The sequence below is a fragment of the Rhodococcus sp. IEGM 1341 genome, assembly GCF_030056895.1.
Classification (GTDB): Bacteria; Actinomycetota; Actinomycetes; order Mycobacteriales; family Mycobacteriaceae; genus Rhodococcoides.
Window position 1 is genome coordinate 133,395 of record NZ_JASHKV010000001.1, and the last position, 16,130, is coordinate 149,524.

Sequence of the window (16,130 nt, forward strand, 5' to 3'; positions counted from 1 at the left end):
ATTGCCGAGGGGGCGATCGCACGCAGAGTGTGGGGGAGCTATGTGCAAGATGTGTCAGGGCCACAGCGTCGACGAGTACATCGAGGGCGTGATACGCACCATCGACAGGTGTGGCTGGGCCCTGCAGTACGTCGAATCGGAAGTCGATCCCGACGGTATCCATCCGGCGTTCTGCTACACGGTCGGTCTCACGAATTTCGGCAGCCCGGAGATCGTCCTGACGGGGCGCGGGCCGCACGAGTCCTCGAGAATTCTCAATTCGCTCGGCGCATCGGTGGTCTCGGGAATGCTGGAGCTCGAGTCCGGAATCGGTTGCACTGCAGCCGGATTCGATCTGTTCACCATCGACGTACCGGACTGTGCGGATATTCTGTACACCGCATCCGACGTGTACGGCCAAGGGTGCTTCAGTGCGGTGCAGGCGGTGTGGAAGGACCTGGAAGGTGCACTGCCGTGGGAGGGCATCCCGTCGACGGTGGTCCAACCGATACTCGGGCCGGTGCCCGTCTGACCTTGTTCTCGGTACGTACCACCGGTGGCGCTGCGTGAAGCACGCAGCGCCACCGGCGGGCGGTCGTCGGTCAGGCTTCGATCTCGGAACGATCGCCGCTCCACAGAGTGTGGAACTTTCCTTCCGAGTCGGTTCGCTCGTAGGTGTGCGCCCCGAAGAAATCTCGCTGTCCCTGTGTCAGAGCGGCAGGTAGACGCTCTGCCCGCAACGCGTCGTAGTAGGAGAGCGAGGACGCGAACGCGGGGACCGGAATACCCAACGAGGCCGCTGTGATGACGACCCGACGCCAGCTGTCGATGGCGTTCTCGATGGCATCACGGAAGTACGGGGCCAGGATCAAGCTCGGCAGTTCGGCGTTGTCGTCGTACGCGTCCTTGATGCGGTCGAGGAACCGCGCGCGAATGATGCAGCCACCGCGCCAGATCGTGGCGAGGTCACCGGGATGCAGATTCCAGTCGTATTCGGCACTGCCCGCGGCGATCTGGTCGAAGCCCTGTGCGTAGGCGACGATCTTCGACGCGTACAGAGCCCGACTGATGTCGTGTGTGAACTGCTCCGCGTCGGTCGGCTTGTCGGCCAGTGTTCCCGAGGCGAGTCCGACGGCTGCCTTGCGCTGAGCGCGTGACCCCGACAGAGCCCGAGCGAACACCGCCTCGGCGATACCGGTGACAGGAACCCCGAGGTCCAGGGCCGCCTTGACCGTCCAGCGACCGGTGCCCTTCTGTTCGGCAGCATCGACGATCACGTCGACGAGAGGCTGACCGGTCTTGGCGTCGACCTGTCGAAGAACCTCGGCGGTGATCTCGACGAGGTAGCTCTCCAGATCACCGTTGTTCCATTCGGTGAACACGTCCGCTACCTGAGCAGGCGTGTAGCCGAGAGCGTCGCGGAACAGGTTGTACGCCTCACCGATGAGTTGCATATCGGCGTATTCGATGCCGTTGTGGACCATCTTGACGAAGTGTCCGGAGCCGTCGGGTCCGATGTGGGTGCAGCACGGCGTGCCGTCGACCTGAGCTGCGATCGATTCCAGTAGCGGACCCAGGGCCTTGTAGGACTCGGCCGGACCACCCGGCATGATCGACGGTCCGTTGAGCGCGCCTTCTTCGCCGCCGGAGATGCCGGCACCGACGAAGAGCAGTCCGCGCTCCTTCATGGCCGCCTCGCGACGAATGGTGTCGGTGTAGAGGGCATTACCACCGTCGATGATGATGTCGCCCTCCTCCATCGCGCCTGCGAGCTCCTCGATCACAGCGTCGGTCGGGTCGCCTGCCTTGACCATGATGAGCACTCGGCGCGGCTTCGCGAGAGCGGCGACGAACTCCTCGATGGTTTCGGTGCGAACGAAGTTGCCCTCGGTGCCGTGCTCGGCGATCAGGGCATCGGTCTTGGCGACACTGCGGTTGTGCAATGCGACGGTGTGGCCGTGATGGGCGAAGTTGCGGGCGATGTTGGAGCCCATGACGGCGAGTCCGGTGACTCCGATCTGAGCCAGTTCTGTCGGTTCTGCTGCTGAGGTCATACAGACAGCTTTCCCTGCCGAGCGGCGTCGCGCGAGCCAACCCCCCAGGAGAACTCAAACCTGGCCGTAGACAACGACAAAAGGTGCCGCATTCGCGAAGAATGCGACACCTCATGTCGTCGAAATATGCTCCGGTCGAGTTACGACCGCACGGTTACGAACCGATCAGTGGCTGCGAGCCGGACCGTCGAAACCGTCGTACGAACGGCGTTCCGTGCGGCTGCGGAAGCCTCCGGAGCGGTGCTCGTCCTGGCGGGGGCCGGACGCGGGACGACGGTTGTCGGAGCCACGGTTGTCGGATCCACGACCCTCGTAGCCGCGACCCTCGGAGCGACGCGGGCGGTCGCCCTGGTAGCCCTCGCTGCTGCGGGGGTTGGAGCCCTGGTATCCGCCGCTGCTGCGCGGGTTGGACCCCTGGTAGCCCTCGCTGCTGCGCGGGTTCGAACCCTGGTAGCCGGTGCGGGGACGGTCACCCTGGTAGCCCTCGCTGCTGCGGGGGTTCGAGCCCTGGTATCCGCCGCCACTGCGGGGGTTGGAGCCCTGGTATCCGCCGCTGCTGCGGGGGTTGGAGCCCTGGTAGCCGGGACGGCTGTTCCGGTCACGAGGAGCGGACTCGGCGCGCAGGGGCTCACCGGTCGGCTTCTTCGCCCCGGTGATGCTGTTCAGCTCGGCCGAACCGGGCGAGACGTTGACGGCAGTGGCCTTGACGCCGGCCATACCGGTCAGACGCAGAACCTGACGACGCTGGTTGGGGAGCACGATCGCGACGACGGTGCCCTTCTCGCCTGCGCGTGCCGTGCGTCCTGCGCGGTGCAGGTAGTCCTTGTGGTCTGCGGGCGGATCGACGTGGACGACCAGGTCGATACCGTCTACGTGGATTCCGCGAGCAGCAACGTCGGTAGCGACGAGGACGGGGGTGCGGCCGTTCTTGAAGCGCTCGAGAACGCGGGTGCGCTGGTTCTGAGCCTTGCCGCCGTGCAGCGACTCCGCGGCGATACCGAGCGCACGGAGGCGATCGGTGATCCCGTCGCAGCCCAGCTTGGTACGCGCGAACATGATGGTGCGACCGCCTTCGCGAGCACCGATCTCGGAGAGAACGAGATCCTTCTGACCCCGGTCGACCATGAGGACGTAGTGATCCATGGTCCGGACACTGGCTTTGCCGTCCTGGGTGGAGTGCTCGACGTGATCGGGCAGGAACTGGCGTACCAGTGACTGAACCTCACGGTCGAGGGTGGCAGAGAACAGCATGCGCTGTCCGTCTGCCGGGGTGTCGGCGAGGACTGCACGCACCTCGGGCAGGAAGCCCATGTCGGCCATCTGATCGGCCTCGTCGAGGGCGGTGATCTCGATGGAGTCCAGGATGCAGGTGCCCTGGCGGAGGTGATCGGCGAGGCGGCCGGGAGTGGCGACGAGGACATCGACTCCGCGTCGGAGCTGCTCGACCTGCTTGTTGAACGGGGTACCGCCGACGGCTGGCATGACTCGCAGGCCCTGAGCGTTGGCGTAGGGAGCGAGGGATTCGACGACCTGGAAGGCGAGCTCTCGGGTGGGGACCAGCACGAGCGAACGCGGGCGCTTGGCGGCCGGGCGATCGGTGTGCAGCGACAGGCGCTGCAGGATCGGCAGGCCGAAGGCCAGGGTCTTACCCGAGCCGGTCTGCGCACGACCGAGGACGTTCTTACCGGCGATCGCGTCGGGAAGCGCCTTCTCCTGGATGGGGGAGGGCACGGTGATCGAGTTGCGCGCCAATGCGGCGACGACAGCCTCGGGCAGTCCGAGATCGGCGAAGGTGAAGGCCGGTGCCGCTACGGGCGTCGGGACTGCCGTGGTGTCGGACATGGTGGAAACGGGTGTGTTGGAAACAGCGTGGGTCACGCAGTAAAGCCTCTCCGGATTACGGGCACGCCAATAAGCCCGAAGCTGAGAGCACCCGAAGAACCGGGAAACACGAAAAACAGCCAGAACACATTGATACGAGCCAGGGCACTGTCACCTGGCCATCAGAATGCAGATGAGAACTGCATAAAGTGGGGCTGTTTGTGCCATTTCGATTGCTAGGTCGCGATGGCGACCGGTCTCTACTGTACGGGACGTACCGCCAATTGTTCGACTCGAGTCGATGTGACCTGTGCGACCCCGATCGCGTGCGAGCTCACCCGATGAGCTTGCTCAGCTCCTCCAGCCACGGCATGGCGACGTAGATCGTCGGAAGAACCAGGATCACCACGGCCGCCGCGTAGGCCGCCGCGGCGATGCGCACATCGCTGCCCGGGCCGCTCAAGCGCTGCACACGGATGAGGGTGTGCGGCCCTCCGGCGGCCATCGCGCCACGCGGTGCGGTGGACCCGGCGCACGTGACCAGTGCCCTGGCCAACGGAGTGGGTCCGGTGACCTTGACCGCCGAGTCGTCTGCGAGCAGCTCGACCAGCAGCTGCACGCTGCCGAGCGCCGACTTGCTACGGACGATCCGCGGGAAGGCTTCGTTGACGGCGGTGAACGCTTCGAGAACCAGATCGTGGCGGGCGCGTAGATGTGACCGCTCGTGGCTGAGGATCGCAGTGACCTCGGCCTCGGACAGGCTGGCCAACGTTCCCCGACTCAGGACCACCCGCTGACGCAGACCGGGTAGGCAGTACGCGATCGGTTCGGCCGCGTCGAGTACCCGGATGTCTGCGTCGCGAAGGCCGCGAAAAGGGTTCTCTCCCAAGTCGGTTCGATCCAGCAGATCGACGAGCACGCGATGCCTGGAACGTCGGCGACGGGTTCTGACCGCTACCCGAACGACGGAGAACATGAGCTTGGCACCGATGCCGAGCGTGATGGCGAGCACGACGACGTAGAGAGTCCACAGGGGCAGACCGAGCGCGTCGATCTCGTCGGTCGGTGCCGTCGTGGGACGACCGTCAGGTCCGGGGACGAGCAGCAGTCCGCCGATCGCGAGGCCGGAGCTGAAAGCCGAGAGCACCGCAGCGAGAGCAATTGCCTGCCAGAGAACCAAAGCGGCGCGCGGTGACCGGTACGGCCAGCTCGCGCGAGCGAGCACTGCCGGAACCGGCCCAGCCAGGATCAGCGCGAGTACTGCGAATACCAGCGCAGTCGTCGAGTTCATGTCCTCACCTACTGCCGCGAGCGTCAGTCCGTCGGACGGCGATCTCCAGCCGAAGGGGACTTCGATGTCGATTGTGCCACTTCCAACGCGGCAAGCGCCTCACGGAGGGCGTCGGCTTCGTCGGCCCCCACCTGACCGACGAAGTGCACGAGTGCCGCTGCGCGTCCACCCGACGCCGGTGCCTGCGACAGCGCATCGACCATAAGGCTTGCGACCAGCTCGTCGCGACCGTGCAACGGTGCGTAGCGGTGCGCTCTGTCGTCGCGTTGCTGGACGACCAACTTCTTCTTGGCCAGCCGCTGCAGCACCGTCATCACCGTCGTGTACGCGAGTTCGCGATGCGTCGCAAGTGCCTCGTGGACCTGTCGAACGGTCTGGGGATCGGACGACTCCCACAGATGGTCCATCACTGCGCGCTCTAGTTCACCAAGACCAGCCATTCGTCCGAGTCTACGGCTACTCCGACGTGGATGCGTACTACTCGTGGTAGTACCGACCGTTCAACTGGTGTGGGATCGGTCATAGTCACAGTCGCGACGAATCGGCGGGTCTCGACCGCGGGACTCCCGGGGCGAATAATCTGTGCTGTGATCGTGCCGCCTTTCGGCCCGACGTTCGAGAAGTGAGCGGAGACGATAGCGTGGAGTGGTTCGATTCCCTGTCGTTGATCGATGGTCCGGTACCGGTGATCGTGTCCGTTCTCGGTGCCCTCGGCGGTCTGTGGCTGCTCGTCTCGAGGTCGCGGCGATACGCCACACGTGCAGTGCCGATCGTCGTCACGGCAGCGATCGTCGTCACGGCGATCGGCTACGTGGTGGTCGAGAAGGTGTGGCGACCGTTCCCTGATCCGATAGAGACCTCGATCTATGTGTGGATCGGAGTGGGCCTCGCTGCGCTGTTCGCGGTGATTCCCAGGGCGGTGAACGCCCGAGGGGTACTGGGCACGCTGGCGTCGGTGCTGGCGATGGTGTTCGTGGTGGCGGCGTCGGCCCTGCACGTCAACCTTGAGTTCGACGCGTATCCCACCGTGGGCAACGCTCTCGGCGCCGAGTCGGCGGCGCGCATTCAATTCTCGGATGTGCCCACTGCGGTGGAACAGACCGTTACGGGCACGCCTCTGGAGTCGGTGTGGACAGCACCGGCAGATCTGGCGACCGCCGGAAAGATCACCTCGGCATCCATTCCGGCCACCGCGTCGAACTTCACCGCACGAGATGCGGAGATCTACCTGCCGCCCGCATACTTCGCCGATCCTCGCCCGCTCCTTCCGGTTCTCGTGCTGCTCGCCGGCCAGCCGGGAGCACCCGAGGACTGGCTCAACGGCGGAAAACTCGCCGAGACGATGGACGATTTCGCTCGCGATCATGCCGGTCTCGCGCCGGTTGTCGTCATCGCGGACGGAACCGGGTCGTCGATGGCGAATCCGCTCTGTGTCGACTCGCCGCTGGGCAACGTGGACACGTATCTCTCCCGCGACGTTCCCGACTGGATCGACTCGGCGCTGCAGGTGGACCGCAATCGCGCACACTGGGCGATCGGCGGATTGTCCTACGGCGGTACGTGCTCGATTCAGATGGCGACCAATCACCCCGATGTCTATCCCACGTTCCTCGACCTCTCCGGCCAGCGCGAGCCGACTCTCGGCGATCGAGACCGCACGGTGCAGCAGGCCTTCGGAGGAAACTCCGCGGCGTTCACCGCCATCAACCCACTAGACCTGCTGAAATCACGTCAGTACCCCGACTCCGCCGGTATTTTCGTCGTGGGGTCCGACGACAACGACTACAAACCGGGCCAACAGGAGATGTACGACGCGGCGAAGGCCGCCGGAATGGACGTGCAGTACGTGGAAGTACCGGGCGGACACAGCTTCGCGGTGTGGTCGGAAGGCCTCCGACGTGAGCTTCCATGGTTGGCAACGAGAACAGGGTTGATTTCGTGAACGTGACCGATCCGGAACGACCGTCCGCGGCGGACGCCGAAGTATCCACACCCGCCGAACCGTCGTGGATGTCCGCGCGCACCGAATCCCTGAGGTCCGGTGCGTCTGCAGTGATGCGCCAGCTTCGGCGGGTGTGGGCGCTCATCGTGTTCGGTGCCGTGGGAGCACCGGTCAGTTTCACTTTGCTCGCCGTCGTCTGGGTGATGGGCATCGTCGCCGCGGTCGTGGACAACCGCGGCGAGATGGACAAGTACTTCGCCGTGGGCATCATGCCGTTCGAGCACTGGCACCTGTGGACCCCGCTCACCTCGGGTCTGGCGGCGCCCAACATCGCCGGTTGTGTGGTGGCCACGGTCGGAGTGCTGCTGGCCGCCGCACCGATCGAGCGCCGTATCGGATCCCGTCGCTTCGCCGTCGCTGCGTTCGTGACGCAGGTGGCCGGTTCGTTGTTCGGCCTCGGTCTCGCGGTTCTGGCCAAGACCTTCGACGCGGACTGGGGATTCCGGTTGCACGTCGGAACCGCTGTGGGCCCGACGACCTGGATCTTCGGTGTGGTCCTGGTCGCGACCTCGCGAATGGATACGTTGTGGCGCAGGCGAATCCGCGTCGGCGTGCTGGCCTTGCTGGTGACGTTGGCATTGTTCGGTGGACACCTGCAGGACGTCGTTCGGCTCGCCGCGGCGGTGATCGGCTTGATCGTGGGCCCATGGATCGTCGGCCGATCGGCACGTGGCCCTCGATTGGCGGGTACCCGACGCGAAGGCCGGGTGCTGGTTGCGCTGATCGTCGCTGCGAGCGCCCTCGGCCCGGTACTGGCGGCCCTGAGCCCCAACGCTGTCGGGCCGTTCGCGGTACTTCGTGATGTGGTGCGGGGGGTTCCGTACACGGCGGCGGAGGTGCGCGAAATCTGCGCCGACGCGACCACCGACCCGGTCGAATGCCGTCGTGGTCTGCTCGATCTCAGACTCGGGGGGGTCGGTCCGACGATCCTGAGCATCATGCCGTCGTTGTTCCTGCTGGTGATCAGTGACGGCCTGCGTCGAGGCAGGCGTTTCGCGTGGGCCATGGCGGTGGTCTCGCAGGGAATTCTGCTCGCACTGTCGGTGGCCAACTTCGCGATTCGCTTCCTCGAGTCCGGTGACGACCAGTCCCTGTTCTACGGCTTGGAATCGCCGACGGCGTACCGCACTGCGGTACCGTTTCTGCTGCCCCTGATCGTGTTGCTCGTGCTGATCGTCACGCGCAAGTTCTTCGACGTGTCGGCACCTTCGGGTACCTACCGTCGATGGGCGGCCTCGGTGGTCGGGGTGGCGGTAGGACTCGGCCTGATCTATTCGATCGGTGGGTATCTGGCCCGCGGTGGCTTCGCCGATTCGCCGTCCTTCGGCGGACTGCTGGTGGACTTCCCGCAACGATTGGTTCCCCCGGTCTACCTGCAATGGCTCGAACCTGCCCTGCTCCCGCAGAGCACGCCGACGACCCTGCTCTTCGAGTGGACCGGGGTGGTGTTCTGGGTGGTGGTCTGCGTGCTCGCTGCGAGTACTTTCCTCACCCCGGTGTACGGCACCGAGACCGACGCCGCCGAACGGGCGCGCGGATTGCTGATGTCGAGCAGCGGATCCGCTCTGTCGTGGATGACGACCTGGCGCGGCAACAAGTACTGGTTCGGTTCCGACGGTCGCAGCTACGTCGCCTACCGGGTCATCTCCGGCGTGGCACTGACCACCGGGGATCCCGTCGGTCCGCGAGAGTCCCTGCGGGACAACGTCGTCGAGTTCGCCGAGTTCGCGTCCGAGAACGGGTGGATCCCGTGCTTCTACTCCGTCACTCCCGACGTCCGCCGCATCACCGACTCCCTCGGTTGGGGAGGAATCCAGGTCGGTGAGGAAACGGTTCTGGACCTCGACGGCATTGCGTTCACCGGCAAGCGATTCCAGGACGTGCGGACTGCGCTGAACAGAGCGAAGAAAGCCGGCGTCGTCGCCGAGTGGATCCGCTTTCCTTCTGCCCCGCTGGCGATCACGGACCAGATCACTGCGATCTCGGAGGAATGGGTCGCGGACAAGGGTATGCCCGAGATGGGCTTCACCCTCGGCGGTCTCGAGGAGGTCGACGACGAGAACGTGCGGTGCCTGATCGCCGTCGACGAGAACCGGACCGTGCACGGCGTGACCTCGTGGATGCCGGTGTACGAGGACGGCGTCATCGTCGGATGGACGCTCGACTTCATGAGACGCCGGTCAGAGGGCTTTCGGCCCACGATGGAATTCCTCATCGCATCGGCGGCCCTGCTGCTCGAACAGGAAGGTGCCCGATTCCTCAGCCTCTCGGGCGCACCCCTGGCCAAGGTCGACGAGAAGCAACCCGAACACGTCTCCAGTGCCGAGCAGTCCACGCTGTCGGGGCTGCTCGAGCGATTGCTCGACGTCCTCGGACGCACCCTCGAACCCGTCTACGGATTCCGTTCCCTACTGGCGTTCAAGTCGAAGTTCCAGCCTCGCTACGAACCGATGCACATGACCTTCGCGGATCCGGCCGCACTGCCCAGCATCGGAAATGCGATCGGCCGGGCGTATCTGCCCGACGTGTCGATCGGCCAGGGCGTCAAGCTGGTACGCACGATGATCGAGCGGTGAGACCCCGCGCTACCGCTCGGTCGATGCGATTGCGGCGGCGTGACTCTCGGCCCGGACAGGTCCACCGACCGACCCGTACACGTGGCGGGTGCCGATCGGAACGATGAGCGGACGATCGGACATCGGATCGTCTATCACTGCGGCTTCGAGGCCGAACACGTCGAGCAGCAGCTGCTCGGAGATGACGTCCTGTGGCCTGCCCGAGGTGACGATCCGGCCCTGCTTCATCACGATCAACCGGTCGCTGTACCTGATTGCCAGGTTCAGATCGTGCAGGACCATGACGATGGTGCGGCCGAGTTCGTCGTGCAGGCGGTCGACGAGATCCAGGACCTCGATGGAGTGCGCCAGATCGAGATAGGTGGTCGGCTCGTCGAGCAGCAGGATATCGGTGCCCTGGGCCAGTGCCATCGAGATCCAGGCGCGTTGCCGTTGGCCACCGGACAATTCGTCGACGGGTCTGTCGGCGAGGTCGCTGATTCCGGTCAGTTCGAGTGCGTTCGCGACCTCTGCCTCGTCGTCCGAGCTCCACTGCCGGATCCACGATTGGTGGGGGTGACGACCGCGTGACACCAGATCTGCGACGGTCAGTCCTTCGGGAGCAGTGGGCGCCTGAGGCAGCATCCCGAGGGTGCGGGCCACCTCTTTGGTCTTCATCGACGAGATCGCCCGACCGTCGAGCATCACGCTGCCGGCCTTGGGCTTGAGCAGGCGGCCGAGCGAACGCAGCAGCGTCGACTTTCCGCAGCCGTTGGGTCCGATGACCGTGGTGATGACACCGGTGTGAATCTCGAGATCGAGGTGTTCGACGATGGTGCGGTCGCCGTACCCGAGGCTCAGATCGTTCGCGATCAGACGCGAGGTGTGGCTGGTGGTCATACGGAGGCCTTTCGGTTACTGCGAACGAGTAGGTAGAGCAGGAACGGTCCACCGAGGGCCGAGGTGACGATGCCGACCGGGAGTTCCACCGGTAGAATCGTGCGCGCGATCAGATCGCTTGCCACGACCAGCAATCCACCGAGAAGTGCCGACGCGATGATCGGCGGGCCGGGCGTTCGCAGCACCCTCAGCGCTATTTGGGGAGCGGCGAGCGCCACGAATCCGATGGGTCCCGCGGCGGCGGTGGCGATCGCGGCGAGTGCGACGGCCGCGAGCAGCATCATGGCCTGACTGTGTTGCAGACGGACACCGAGCGATCGTGCGTTGTCGTCGCCGAGTCGCAGGGCACCCAGAGTGAACGTCGCGACGACTGTGCCGCCACCGACGAGGACGACCGCGATGGCGACCGGCCAGACCGCGGACCAGTCCGCTCCGTTGAGTGACCCGTTGAGCCAGACCTGAGCGCGGGAGACGTCGTTGATGTCGGCGCTGATCAGCAGCCAGCCGATCACCGCGGTGAGCATGGCGTTGACGGCGATGCCGACCAGAATGAGCCGGAAGCCGTCGACGCCCTTGCGCCAGGCGAGGGTGTAGATCGCGATGGCGGTGAGCAGCCCGCCGATCAAGGCCGCCAGAGGAAGGCCGAGGGTGGCGAGCAGCCCGCTGAAGCTGCTGCCACCGCCGAGCACGATCAACGCGACGGCCGCGGCACTGGAACCGGCCGTGATGCCCAGTATGTCGGGGCTGGCGAGGGCGTTGCGGGAGATCGACTGCGTGATCGCGCCGGATATACCGAGGGCGGCCCCGACCAGGAGCCCGGTCAGTGATCGGGGCAGCCGCAGGTCCATCACGATGAATCGTTCGATCCTCGAACCGCCGCCGAGCAGCACGTCGAGGACCTGCACGATCGACAGCGGGAAGTCGCCTCGGCCGATGTTCACACACATGACCAGCACCAGCGCCGCAGCCAGTAGGACGGTCGTCAGTACCATCAGTGGCCGTCGGACCATCGAGATCGGACCGAGGCGGAACGCCGGCCGGGTGCGAACGCCGCCGTGGCCGGGCGTCGGTGTGGGGGACTGCAGGTCGGCGGTCACAGGCCGACCAACTTCCGGCGTCGGACGAGAGCGATGAAGAACGGCGCTCCGATCAGTGCCAGAACGATGCCCACCTGAAGCTCGCCCGGGCGCACCACGACTCGGCCGATGACGTCGGCGATCATGAGCATCACTCCGCCCATGAGGCCTGCATACGGGACGAGCCAGCGGTAGTCGGGTCCGGTCACCGCGCGGGCGATGTGCGGGACGACGAGGCCGACGAACGCGATGGGCCCGCATGCTGCGGTGGCTGCACCGGTGAGCAGCGTGATGGCGAGGATGCCGACGGTTCGGGTGATCGCGATGTTGGTCCCGAGGGATCGTGCGACGTCCTCGCCGAGGCTCATGACGTTCAGGCCGGGGGTGCTCGCCAGTGCGATGAGGACGCCGATCACCAGGAACGGCAGGACCTGCCACAGTACGTCGAGGCCGCGTCCGGCAACGGATCCGACCACCCAGAAGCGGTAGCCGTCCAAGCTGGTCTGATCGAGCAACACGACGGCGTTGGTCATCGCCGAGAGAAAGAATGCGACGCCTGCTCCGGCCAGGGCGAGATTGACCGGACTCGATCTGCCCGACCCGATCGACGACAGTCCGAAGACGACGATGCTCGCCACCGCCGAACCGGCGAACGCGAACCACAGGTACTGACTCGGCGAGGTGAACCGAAACAGATAGATGGCCATGACGACGAAGAACGCCGCCCCGGAATTGAGGCCGAGCAGGCTGGCGTCTGCCAGCGGGTTACGGGTGTGCCCCTGGATGAGAGCGCCTGCGATGCCGAGTGCGATGCCGACGACCAGTGCGAGCACCGTGCGTGGGATCCGCAACGTGCGCACGATGATGTCGGTGTCAGTGCCCGTCGAATTCAGCAGCGCATGGGCTATTTCGGCGAACGTCAGTGGCCGCGCGCCGATGGCGATACTGGCGAGGATGCCGGCCACGAGCGCGACGACCAGGACTGCCAGGCCGAGCAACCTGCGCTTTCGGATCGCGGCGACCGAGCCGTCCTTGGGAATGGGCTCGAATCCGTCTGCTGCCGCGGTTTTGTCGCGGACCACTTCCGACGACGACGTGTCGATCCCGAACTGACGACGCAGAGCCCGGCGTGCGCCGAGGGGGCCATGGGTCGAGGTGTCTCGCAGCGTGAGCCCCAGCCAGCGCTTGCCGGTGCTCTGGCCTTCGCTGCCTTCGCGGTATCCGCGGTTCCAGACGAACAGAGCCACCGCGACGCACACCGCGATGGTGCCGAACACGAATCGGTCCGCCTGGCCGCCACCGTTGTCGTCACGAAGCGCGTCGACGATCGACCAGCCGACGAACAGGGGGATCAGCACGATCAGTGCGTCGATCGCGGCTGCAGCGAGGAGAGAGCTACGCGGCGGCGGCCCGGTGGGCACGTCCTCGGTCCCGTACGGCTCGTCGGAAGACCGGCGTGCGCCGTGGGGGCCGAGTAGCGGAGCTGTTGTCACAGTGCTCGTGACTCCTCGCTGTTTCGAAGGGACACGGTTTAGGTTACGGAACCCTTCCTCGGCGCGTGAGGTGAGGTAAGGGTAGCGGTGCCTGACCGCTTTACGATCTGGTTAGGCTAACCTACATTAAGTGGGTAGGGGTGCGACGCGTGCACCCGCCGGGAAACTGAGGAGCGATCAGGTGTCAGTTGCAGCAGCGTCGTATACGGGTTGGGCCGATGTGCATCGATTCTCGAGTCGATCCGGCGGGGCGGCGCTGTTGGCCGACTCGTGTGCGACCCTGCGTGCACTCAACCCCGATTACCCGCGGATGTACGCGGTGGCAGCGATGGCGAACGAGGGCAAGCGCCGTTGGTGGCAGTTGGCGGTGGGTCTCGACGACGGTCGCGTCGAGCAGATGTACCGACGATCGCTCGAGGATCTCGATGTTCCCGAAGCTGCGGCAGTGCAGGTCGCTACGGCTCTGATTCATGCCGTCGTCGGGCGCGTGGCCGCGCTGCTGGTGTTGGAGGCACGAGCCTGGGATCCGGGCATCGACAATCTGTGGATCCACATGGACAGTGACGGCGGGATCGATTGGGCGGGAGTGACATCGCCGATCCTGCGCGTGCTACCCGAGGATCCCGCCGCGGGTGAGCCCGGCACGGTCACACTTCCGTGCGAACAGGCTCTGCTGGTCTGGACTGCACATCGATGCACCACGTCGCTCGGCGCGGTGTTCCGCGCGATCGCCGACCGCGCACCGCTGGATGCGCGTGTCTTCTGGGCTCTGGTCGGCGACGCCATCCTGGGGGCCTCGACGTATGTACCGATTCTGGCTGGGGCGAGCGCATCGGCAGGTGCGCGCCGGGGTCAGATGCTGCTCGACGCCATGGTCGCCGCCGGGGCGCCCGTGCGGTCACGCGTCGGGGTTCCTGGCCGCGCGAGACTGCGGGCATCCTGAAGGCCTTGCGTCACAAATAAGGTTTGCCTATGCTGACTTCGTACCAACGGACCGCGCCGGAGTCCTGAGGGCTGCAGTGACTCCCGGTCCTTGCCACGGTGGGCCTCTCGTTCTTCGTGAACGAGAGGCCCACCGATTTTTGTGGGTCGATCGTCGTGTATCTCTGAACGGGAGTCGACTGCCGAGTCGGCCACCCTCTCGACGCAACCGGAAGGCGCAGCTATGACGGACTCGAACGGCACCACGGGGGAGACCTCCTTCGACACCATGACGCCGGAACAGCTCACCGAATTGTGTGCACGGGGATTCGACGGGGTCGTGGGCCTGCGGTACCTCGAGGTATCCGGCGACGAGGTGCGCGCGGAATGGACCGTCACTCCGCAACTCCATCAGCCGGCCGGAATCATGCACGGTGGGGTTTTGTGCTCGGTGGTCGAGTCGGTGGCGAGTATCGGTGGATCGGCCTGGTTCGGCTCCCGGGGGCACGTGGTCGGAACCAACAACAACACCGACTTCCTGCGCGCGACTCGATCGGGAACCCTGGCCGCGCACGGACATCCGATTCATCGGGGCCGTACCCAGCAGCTCTGGCAGGTCGACATGACGGACGAGAGTGGACGCCTGGTTGCTCAGGGCAAGGTCCGGCTGGCGAATATCGAAAACACGGCGCATCTGGGACAGTAATGCCCATGACGGGACACAGCGACAGCGCCGACTCTTCCATCCGGCCGGGCGCAACTTCACTGACTGCCGACGCCTTCGATCGCCTCGAATCACTGTTCGGTCCCATCGACGACGAACTCGCGCAGCATTATCCGGGTGACCGAGTCGGTGGCCAGCCCTCTCACACCGTCTACGTATCGGCCTCGGATGCGTCGGCGGCTGTGCCCGCCGAATGGGGTGCTGCCGCTCTGGCAATCCTGGACGCCCACCCCGAGGCGTTCGCCGGACTCGACACCCAGAACGCCTTACCTCTCGTACGCGACCGGCTCGGAAGTGCGCCCATCCAGGACCTCAGATTCGATTTCGAGGACGGTTACGGATGGCGATCCGACGCCGTCGAGGACCGCCACGCGACCGCAGTCGGGGCAGCACTGTCCACTTTGGCCGAAGATCCGGCCGGACCTACGTGGCTCGGGATCCGTGCCAAAGGGCTTGCCGCACATGAGCGTCGGCGTGGAATTCGAACCCTGGAGCTGGTCCTGGACGGAGCCGGGGGAGTACCCGACGGCTTCGTGTTCACCGTACCCAAGCTCCGTGCCGCCTCGCAGGTAGCCGCTGTGGTCGCCTTGTGCGAGGAACTCGAACGTGCGCATGGCCTCCCCGATCGCGCCCTTCGCTTCGAGCTGCAGATCGAGAGCCCGCAGGCGGTGATCGGGGCCGACGGAACGGCGACCCTCGCGAGGGCGATCACCAGGGCGGACGGCCGCTGCACCGCCCTGCACTACGGTACCTACGACTACAGCGCCGCCTGCGGAATCACCTCTGCACAACAGTCACTGGCCCATCCGGTCGCGGACCATGCGAAGAACGTCATGCTGGCGGCAGCGGCGCAGACCGGGGTATGGGTGTGCGACGGTTCGACTCAGGTGGTGCCGACGGGCGATTCCGCGCAGGTGGCCGCGTCCGCGCGTCGACATTTCGAGCTGGTGACCAGATCCCTCGAACGCGGCTTCTATCAGGGCTGGGACATGCATCCCGGCCACCTGGTGACGCGATGGGCGGCGACATTCGGCTTCTTCCGTCAGGCCATGCCGGTCGCTGCTGCTCGGCTGGGCAGCTACCTCGACCGCCAGGGTGGTGAGGTGATGGACGAGCCGGCGACAGCGCAGGCGTTGGCAGGCGTTCTGGTGCGGGGCCTGGATTCGGGCGCGTTCGGCATCGCCGAGTTGCAGAACGTGGCTGCCGGCATCGACCGAAATGTGCTGCGGGGACTGCTCGATCGATCGGTGACCGTGCCGCTCGGATGAGGTGTGTCGGCGCGCTCCGCTGCCGGCGGGTCGTAAGCGTGTCAGA

Annotated in this window: 13 protein-coding genes; 6 read left to right on the forward strand and 7 right to left on the reverse strand. The window is 65.7% G+C overall.

All coding sequences use genetic code 11. The features are described 5' to 3' along the window. The first annotated feature begins 40 nt into the window (after window positions 1-40). A complete protein-coding gene (locus QM615_RS00550; protein WP_149405731.1) occupies window positions 41-511 on the forward strand; it encodes a DUF4262 domain-containing protein in 471 nt (156 codons plus the stop codon). Window positions 512-581: 70 nt separating this feature from the next. Here the strand turns inward: QM615_RS00550 and gnd are convergent, their stop codons facing one another. From gnd to QM615_RS00570, 4 genes are all read right to left on the reverse strand, one after another. Next, window positions 582-2,033, reverse strand: a complete 1,452-nt coding sequence (gene gnd, locus QM615_RS00555) for an NADP-dependent phosphogluconate dehydrogenase (protein ID WP_094615060.1) — start codon at window positions 2,031-2,033, stop codon at window positions 582-584. Between the two features lie 165 nt (window positions 2,034-2,198). Beyond that, the gene (locus QM615_RS00560) at window positions 2,199-3,911 is read right to left on the reverse strand and encodes a DEAD/DEAH box helicase (RefSeq protein ID WP_410482229.1); all 1,713 of its coding nucleotides are present in this window, start codon (window positions 3,909-3,911) and stop codon (window positions 2,199-2,201) included. 277 nt (window positions 3,912-4,188) lie between these two features. After that, a complete protein-coding gene (locus QM615_RS00565; RefSeq protein WP_094641731.1) occupies window positions 4,189-5,145 on the reverse strand; it encodes a M56 family metallopeptidase in 957 nt (318 codons plus the stop codon). 23 nt (window positions 5,146-5,168) lie between these two features. Continuing rightward, complete coding sequence (locus tag QM615_RS00570; protein WP_094641733.1) at window positions 5,169-5,585, reverse strand: BlaI/MecI/CopY family transcriptional regulator; 417 nt, start codon at window positions 5,583-5,585, stop codon at window positions 5,169-5,171. A 200-nt stretch (window positions 5,586-5,785) separates the two neighbouring features. Here QM615_RS00570 and QM615_RS00575 point away from each other — a divergent pair, with 200 nt between their 5' ends. Together QM615_RS00575 and QM615_RS00580 are read left to right on the forward strand one after the other, a co-directional pair. Beyond that, window positions 5,786-7,087, forward strand: a complete 1,302-nt coding sequence (locus QM615_RS00575) for an alpha/beta hydrolase (RefSeq protein WP_149406006.1) — start codon at window positions 5,786-5,788, stop codon at window positions 7,085-7,087. A 68-nt stretch (window positions 7,088-7,155) separates the two neighbouring features. After that, window positions 7,156-9,723 carry a bifunctional lysylphosphatidylglycerol flippase/synthetase MprF gene (locus tag QM615_RS00580; RefSeq protein WP_410482234.1) on the forward strand — a complete coding sequence of 856 codons (2,568 nt, stop codon included), beginning with the start codon at window positions 7,156-7,158 and terminating at the stop codon, window positions 9,721-9,723. Between the two features lie 9 nt (window positions 9,724-9,732). On the opposite strand, the gene QM615_RS00585 is transcribed toward QM615_RS00580, so the two are convergent. From QM615_RS00585 to QM615_RS00595, 3 genes are all read right to left on the reverse strand, one after another. Beyond that, a complete protein-coding gene (locus tag QM615_RS00585) occupies window positions 9,733-10,602 on the reverse strand; it encodes an ABC transporter ATP-binding protein (protein ID WP_149405733.1) in 870 nt (289 codons plus the stop codon). Continuing rightward, entirely contained in the window at window positions 10,599-11,612 is a 1,014-nt protein-coding gene (locus QM615_RS00590; protein WP_231893713.1) for a FecCD family ABC transporter permease, read from the reverse strand. The genes QM615_RS00585 and QM615_RS00590 overlap by 4 nt, the downstream gene beginning before the upstream one ends. Window positions 11,613-11,695: 83 nt before the next feature. After that, on the reverse strand, window positions 11,696-13,171 hold the full coding sequence (locus tag QM615_RS00595) for a FecCD family ABC transporter permease (protein ID WP_149405734.1): 1,476 nt from the start codon (window positions 13,169-13,171) through the stop codon (window positions 11,696-11,698). Window positions 13,172-13,352: 181 nt separating this feature from the next. On the opposite strand from QM615_RS00595, the gene QM615_RS00600 reads away from it, so the two are divergent. The 3 genes from QM615_RS00600 (at window position 13,353) to QM615_RS00610 (ending at window position 16,084) form a co-directional block, all read left to right on the forward strand. After that, a complete protein-coding gene (locus tag QM615_RS00600; protein WP_149405735.1) occupies window positions 13,353-14,114 on the forward strand; it encodes a hypothetical protein in 762 nt (253 codons plus the stop codon). A gap of 267 nt (window positions 14,115-14,381) precedes the next feature. Beyond that, entirely contained in the window at window positions 14,382-14,798 is a 417-nt protein-coding gene (locus QM615_RS00605) for a PaaI family thioesterase (RefSeq protein WP_255183164.1), read from the forward strand. Window positions 14,799-14,803: 5 nt separating this feature from the next. Next, window positions 14,804-16,084, forward strand: a complete 1,281-nt coding sequence (locus QM615_RS00610; protein WP_149405737.1) for a DUF6986 family protein — start codon at window positions 14,804-14,806, stop codon at window positions 16,082-16,084. Window positions 16,085-16,130 lie beyond the last annotated feature (46 nt).

Bases quoted from the DNA above. Each gene is read 5' to 3' on its own strand.
- QM615_RS00550 (WP_149405731.1), top strand. From the start codon at position 41: ATGTGCAAGATGTGTCAGGGCCACAGCGTCGACGAGTACATCGAGGGC.
- gnd (WP_094615060.1), bottom strand. From the start codon at position 2,033: ATGACCTCAGCAGCAGAACCGACAGAACTGGCTCAGATCGGAGTCACC.
- QM615_RS00565 (WP_094641731.1), bottom strand. From the start codon at position 5,145: ATGAACTCGACGACTGCGCTGGTATTCGCAGTACTCGCGCTGATCCTG.
- QM615_RS00570 (WP_094641733.1), bottom strand. From the start codon at position 5,585: ATGGCTGGTCTTGGTGAACTAGAGCGCGCAGTGATGGACCATCTGTGG.
- QM615_RS00580 (WP_410482234.1), top strand. From the start codon at position 7,156: ATGTCCGCGCGCACCGAATCCCTGAGGTCCGGTGCGTCTGCAGTGATG.
- QM615_RS00585 (WP_149405733.1), bottom strand. From the start codon at position 10,602: ATGACCACCAGCCACACCTCGCGTCTGATCGCGAACGATCTGAGCCTC.
- QM615_RS00590 (WP_231893713.1), bottom strand. From the start codon at position 11,612: ATGGTCCGACGGCCACTGATGGTACTGACGACCGTCCTACTGGCTGCG.
- QM615_RS00605 (WP_255183164.1), top strand. From the start codon at position 14,382: ATGACGCCGGAACAGCTCACCGAATTGTGTGCACGGGGATTCGACGGG.
- QM615_RS00610 (WP_149405737.1), top strand. From the start codon at position 14,804: ATGACGGGACACAGCGACAGCGCCGACTCTTCCATCCGGCCGGGCGCA.